The organism is Psychrobacter sp., from assembly GCF_018260395.1.
Classification (GTDB): domain Bacteria; phylum Pseudomonadota; class Gammaproteobacteria; order Pseudomonadales; family Moraxellaceae; genus Psychrobacter.
The window spans coordinates 1-6,399 of sequence record NZ_JAGLBC010000134.1; the positions used below are offsets into that span (position 1 = coordinate 1).

Annotated in this window: 5 protein-coding genes; all 5 read right to left on the minus strand. The window is 42.7% G+C overall.

What is annotated here, in order from left to right; genetic code table 11:
- Positions 1-206 precede the first annotated feature (206 nt).
- Positions 207-1,307, minus strand: coding sequence for an HpcH/HpaI aldolase/citrate lyase family protein (locus QZ265_RS09160; protein WP_366513690.1), 1,101 nt, complete (start codon positions 1,305-1,307; stop codon positions 207-209).
- A gap of 130 nt (positions 1,308-1,437) precedes the next feature.
- Positions 1,438-2,634 (minus strand): cysteine protease StiP family protein, encoded by a 1,197-nt coding sequence (locus tag QZ265_RS09165; protein ID WP_296405520.1) that lies wholly within the window; start codon positions 2,632-2,634, stop codon positions 1,438-1,440.
- Between the two features lie 59 nt (positions 2,635-2,693).
- Entirely contained in the window at positions 2,694-3,548 is an 855-nt protein-coding gene (locus tag QZ265_RS09170; RefSeq protein WP_296405521.1) for an HAD hydrolase family protein, read from the minus strand.
- Positions 3,549-3,550: 2 nt separating this feature from the next.
- Positions 3,551-4,849 carry a phosphoribosyltransferase domain-containing protein gene (locus QZ265_RS09175; RefSeq protein WP_296405522.1) on the minus strand — a complete coding sequence of 433 codons (1,299 nt, stop codon included), beginning with the start codon at positions 4,847-4,849 and terminating at the stop codon, positions 3,551-3,553.
- Positions 4,850-5,126: 277 nt separating this feature from the next.
- Positions 5,127-6,302, minus strand: a complete 1,176-nt coding sequence (locus QZ265_RS09180; RefSeq protein ID WP_296405524.1) for an ATP-grasp domain-containing protein — start codon at positions 6,300-6,302, stop codon at positions 5,127-5,129.
- Positions 6,303-6,399: the final 97 nt, after the last annotated feature.

The window sequence follows — 6,399 nt, forward strand, 5'->3', positions numbered from 1 at the left end:
CTGTGATTATATCTTAATCACAATCCCCCTAAAACCTAGGGCATGTCCCTATTTGGATTATGAGGCTAAAAATGAGATAGATTTTTGTCAAACACGAATAATTTCGAAGATAATATAGGCATATTAGCTAGAAATTAGACACAGTTTGGCGAAAATATAGCCATTTTTAGACCATAACTTATCTAATTTGCAAATAGGGACACGCCCTACAACATCTGATTGGCCAATACCCCAAATATCTGAGCCCGTTTAACAGTTTGTACCGCCCACGCATAATGAGTGGCCGGCTCAAGCATGGTATTATTGTGTTTAAATACCGCTTTGGCATCTTGAGCTAAAATAGCCTGCGCCTCTTCCAATACCCTTGTCGATACTGAGAAAGCTTGTTGTACTAAGGCAATTTGTGCCGGATGAATAACGGTTTTACCAACCAATCCTAATGACACATCTGTGGCAAGTTCTTGGATAAATAAAGCGGTATTATCAAAGTACTCACAAACTGGTGCTGTTAAATAGTAACCTTGAGGCACAAAGGTTCCAATGAGCTGATGCATCAAAGTACCGACTGGTGTCTCATAAATGGTTTGTGTACTGGGTCGACGCAAGCGTAACGCAGAAAATAAATCATTGCCCCCAATACGTAATGCAAATACCCGTTCATCGAATGCATGTGCCAGTGCGGTAGCTAAAGCTTGGTTGTGCGCAGAATCAAACAAACGACCGGTCTCTAATGTTGGCATTAACAAGCTGTTGTCTTGCACTTGCTGACATGCCAAGCGCCAGTTAGACAGACTGTCCATATCTACTTTGGGCAATACATAGCCATCTATCAAATCAATATGTGGTAATGTAGCCAATTGCATCAGCATCTGCGGATTACGCGGGCGAATAAACACCAGTGGTCGACTAGATTTACGCATAGCTGACTTTTGAACACCAGTGCTCTCATTTATCGCATTCAAAGAATTGCTGCGATGTGTCGTAAGTGGTCTATCCACTTCAACACTTGCCCAATGTGCCAAAAGCTTTTGAATATTTTGCCAAGCATAGGGTACATCACTTTCGCTCACCGCATCTTCCAAGCAGATAATCACACTGTCTAAATTGGGCAGCTTGCTACGGCTAATTACCGCCCAAACATCTTCTCTAGTAGCAGGCATATAAAGGCTTGCCCCTAACTGATAGGGATGCAGCATAGTTTCAGGCATGGCACTTGCGGAGCTTATAAAAGTAGGCTCATTCATTGCTATATTGTGCTTATCACTGTATGAGTCACCTGATTTAATTAAAGGGGTTAACGAGGACATGATATATACTCTAAAATTAAGAAGACTGCGGTTATGTTTGAAGCTTATTTATTTTTATTCAGCTAGCACTTTTTGAACGATTGAAAGCATTTAACAGGTTAGTGAATTTATCTGAAACATAGCAAGGGTTTTAATTGCGTTTTTTGATGATTGTCACAGCTTGATATGGCAAGATCTGATCGCCCAATACAGTTACTGCAACTCCTTTTTGCTCGCACAAATGTCTTAGCAAAGCAGTGTCGGGATGATTGGCACTGGCCAATAAGACTTGCTCAGGATCACGGCGCATAATCGCACGTGTGGCTTCAGCAATGGTAGGCTTAATACGATTCAGGTTACTAATCTTATACTGGTTTGCCAACGTTTTAACAATAGGCAGTGAATGATAACGCGGTGCGCTATATGTCGGCAAAGGCAATATGTTGGCATTTTGCAAAAGCAACTCCTGACGCACGCTCTCTATACTGTCAATAAAGCTTAAACTGAGATCTTTATCTTGTAAATCATGATAAATCAGACTCTGATGTAAGCCTGTGGTCAGATCCTCATTGGGCTGACTGTAAAGAGTTCGTGATATCAATCCAGAAACGGTACTACCAAGCAGCCCTGATGGTATCAACCAATCATCTTTACTGGCCGATAACCAAGCCACACCAGCAGGGTCAGCAAGCGTTAACAAAGGTATGACCGTCTCACCTTGATGAAACACATTCTCAAATTTTGCATCACCTATCCAATACTTATCTTGGTATTCGGTTAAGCTACGGGATAGCTCGCCATAAATGGCCCCCTTCCCCGTCCAACCATCGACAAAAACTATTGGGCTAGTTGGGTGCTCCGACAAGATTTTTGCCAAAGCAACAGGATCAAGACCTCTATCGCGAATGATACTGACGCCATAATGTTTACTTGGCAAATAATAAGGCGCACTGCGATCTCTTAAAGCACGTTGTAGTAATACTCCAACAGGTAATCCTGCTCGTACTAAACTCACTAAAATAAGTGGCGATTGCTCATCTGTACGCTTCTCAAACAAGCTTTTTAAGGTGATGCTAAGTCGAGCAATATCACGCGCCAAGCGTAATTTTCCATGTTCTAAGGCTTGAGCATACATCTGCTCATGCACTATGGTTGGGGCTTTTTCAAAAGTCAGCATGTCTGAGTAATGCTGTTGACCGGTTTGAATCAATGCCTCTTTTTGTGCCACGGGCACATCTTGGACCGCGGACTTCTGCACAATATCTAACAGCAAAGTCACATCGCTAGCCAGATAACTACCAGAGTGTGATGTGATATGAGAGGTCATTGTCTTTTTATCTGAATCCATAGCCTAGCTGCTTTGTCTTATAAATTTCAAAGATAGTATGTTTTAAGGATTATATATTTTTATTGAGAGGTAATATGGTCGTGTAATTGTCCATGATTGGGCGTACCGTACCAGTCAAGTTGCTGCAAAAAAGGCAAGTCTGCCAAACTATCTCCAAAGCCAAAGCTAGGACGAACCCTATCCAGACACTGCTCAAGCAAGTAAGCCACGGCATGACGCTTATGAATACCTTTGGGTAATATGGCCAAGTTATTGGCATTGCTGTGTATATAATAATCATGACTTAAGTCGGGATGCTCGCCCAACAGCCACTTGCCAAATTGCTCAAGAGCAATAGCATCTTTTTGACGGTGTTTAATGGCCAAATATATTAGCATTTTACGCAATTGATTTTCACCTGATGCCGGCTTTGGGTCGAGAAAATTATCGTGGTGCAACGCAAGCTTTAATTGATCTTGGTGGTTGTGGTTATAAGCCTCAATCAAGGTAACCAATTGATTTAATTTACCTTGTAATGGCCACAAAACCTCGCCGATATGCTGTTGCCAAGCTTGCAGGGGCTCACTTGATGGCTGCAGAATCACCGCGCCATGGGTCAATACTTGCCAGCTATCAAAGTTAAGTTTTACTCGCTTAATTTCTTCACGGTCACGAGCAGTCACCACGATGAGTTCAGTGCTACTTGCCAACCAATTGAAGAACAGTTGTTGCCGCTGCGTCATTAGGCTTAAAGGCTCGCCTTGTTTATTCACTGAAGCATATAGCAAGGTTTCTTTTTCAGCAGTCGGTAACTGCCAAGCCTCTATCTTTCTTTGCGTCTGAAATAAGGTGTCATCTAAATCCATGAGCGCATAAGGCTTAATGATCAAGGAGTCCGGTTTAAAAGGCGCAATATTGCTAGGTTTAATACTCATTATCAAGGACTCACTACAATCACGTTATCCAAATTATGCCACAGCGGGTCAACACTTTCGGTTGGTGTTTCGACACAAAGTACAATGAGATCCCACTGATCGGCAACAACATTGTAAGCAAAATTGGTCATGCCTAGACCATAATTATCATTGAAGCTTAACACCGCTTTAATCGCACCGCCTAGGGCTATCGGTGAGCGGGTTAAAGCGCTAAAGTTAACTTCAATATCGCGCTTAACGTTATCAATAACCTGCTGCTCTAACCACTCTGCCAATAAAAAAGGCAACCAAACAAACTCATTACTGCCCAGTACCAAAATCCGCTTAGACTCGGTATTACTGACATCGCTGACAGCTTTAACATCACTTAAGCCACTGCCAAATAAATCGCTTAAAGCATTGACGCCACGCACTTTTTCATAAGTGTTTTTAAAGCTTTCTAAAAACTTAGCAAAGCCTTCAGTGCTGTCAAAAGTAGGCAACCGGCCCCAGTTGCCAGTATGCAATAATGGTTGACTGCCCGCTTCTGTAGTATCGACACTGGGCATATCAATAGGCTCAGGATTAGGAGCATCGGTCCATTGCCAGTCGCCTGCCATCAAATTATGACGCTTAAACTTAATCCCTTGCAGACGCTCAGCGATATGATCGTCACTGGTCTGCTGCCCCAAGGACCAATCCACCAAGGTCGCTAAATGCACCTGTTGTAGCTGCTTTAACCCAGCTTCTCGCAGTGCACTGACCACATTGACACAGGTGTTCCCAGTTGAAGCTTCATCATCCACCATAATCAAAGTTTTACTGGCGAGCAACTGCGTCTGAATCTTCGGATCCTGACTTTGGTAGATCAAATGAGTGCTAGCATGGCTATGGTCTTCATTAAAGGTAGCATATAAAGTCGCTTGTTGCTGCGCATGACGTGTTGAATTAAGCAGTAATGCATTAGGATAGCGGCTCTGTAACGCTTGATGCACGCCAGCCGATAGACCCACTGCCGTTTCTGCCATACCCAACACCACAATCGGCTCAGGTAAATTGTCCGGCACAGCGTCAGCCAAATGAGTAAAAGCTTGGCGCATCACTTTTGGCGATACCGGAATATGGCGACCCAATACCTTCGAGACGAACAAAAACGCCCGCTTGGGATTGATACGCTGAGCAAAACCCAGCAAGTCATCTAACTGGTAGCGATGCTCACCATTAAGCTGATAACTTAAATTGAGGGTGCCTCTAGGCAACTGTACCTGCTTTTGTTGATAGGATTGTGAACAATTAAGGGTGGATGTGCTATCGATGGTCATGCTTAAAGGGTTCCTTTAACGCCACAAGGCATTTTATATAGTGGCATCATTTTGGCTCAAATATTAAGACTGTAAAATTCATTACTGAAAGTTAAGCTGCTACAAGCATACAAGGTAAGACTTATTAGACTATGGCCTTTTAGCCCTAAGACGAAGTTGTAAGTCAAAAGCTATCCAAGCAGATGCTATTATCATTGACATGGTCGTATTTGGCTAGTTATTTTAGGGCTTATAAGGCTTAAAACACTGCAATCAGCTTTAACTTGGCTTTAACTTGCTATTCGTTTGGCTCAATTACAACGCTACTCATAATAGAGCGAACTTGGCAGGGCTTTATCTGCGGAATAATGGCCTGCAAATTTGGCTTTTCCTCAAGCCCTAACCAGTAGCCAAAACCAATTTGAGTTAAGTCTACGCCACTATGTACAGTATTGCCTATACCGCCAGAAGGACGTGAATTGATCTCAAGCACTTTGTGATTGCCCTCTTCATCAGCCTTGGTCTGTACACTAACAAAACCGTCGCACTCAAACGCACGTATTAAAGGTATTACCAGCTTCATTACCGACTTATCATAACCTATATGCTGCACTTTGCCGACCTTATATCGGGTCACAGCAGCCAACACTTCTCCACGTTCACAGACCACATCAATGGAGTATTCTTTGCCAGGCAAATAAGGCATTAATAACATTGGAATCGGACGCTCTTTTACCATAAGACTGTGGCGATAAGCACTGACAAATTGTGCAGTGTTTATCATGCGATTGTCGGTAAAATACAAATGCTCAAAGCTATCATAGCCGACACTGTTTACGGCTGAAGCTTGCTGGATGTGTGTATCAAGACACCAAAAACCTTGAGCAAATATACCTGTAATAGGCTTAACACATAGATGCTGATGTCCTTGCTCCTCTAAAAGCTGCTCTAGCTGTTGCACGGTATCAAAGCGCCATCCTTCAGCGGCTGCAATATTATGGGCCTGACAATGTCCATTAAAAGCAAATTTATCGTCAATTTTTTGTAGCAATTCGACCGAAGTTGAACCGGTCAATAAACGAATACCTGACTTTTCAAACTCGGCACGCATCGTCTCATATTCTATACCATTGCGACCCGTTAATATCACCTTACTATTAGCTTGGATAGCTTGCTCCATTACAAACTGCCAGCGTGGTAAAGACAGCAAATCGGATTGTGCCTCTTGTTCTAAGCTTGGTTCTAAGCTTGGTTCTACACCTGGTTCTAAACTAGGCTCTAAGCTTGGCTCTATAAATACTTGGTCGGCAAATTCAAAGATCTCAGGGCGCTGTGAACGATGTGAGGCTATTACCTTAAATGGCTTAGCGCTGTGCTGTTTTAATTGCTGCAAACTTTGCAACATATCACGCTGGCTCGATTGCCCTTCAGCAAGCCAAACACTAGGCGTATATTCTGATGCGTACGGATACATTGATCACCCTTTAGTAAAAATGCCAAAGACTTAATGCGTCTATTAAAACTTGCATTATAAGCATATTTAGTTATCAATTATCTGTTTTTTATGCACT

Coding starts and splice junctions, on each gene's coding strand:
- QZ265_RS09160 (WP_366513690.1), bottom strand. CDS start 1,307: ATGTCCTCGTTAACCCCTTTAATTAAATCAGGTGACTCATACAGTGAT.
- QZ265_RS09165 (WP_296405520.1), bottom strand. CDS start 2,634: ATGGATTCAGATAAAAAGACAATGACCTCTCATATCACATCACACTCT.
- QZ265_RS09170 (WP_296405521.1), bottom strand. CDS start 3,548: ATGAGTATTAAACCTAGCAATATTGCGCCTTTTAAACCGGACTCCTTG.
- QZ265_RS09175 (WP_296405522.1), bottom strand. CDS start 4,849: ATGACCATCGATAGCACATCCACCCTTAATTGTTCACAATCCTATCAA.
- QZ265_RS09180 (WP_296405524.1), bottom strand. CDS start 6,302: ATGTATCCGTACGCATCAGAATATACGCCTAGTGTTTGGCTTGCTGAA.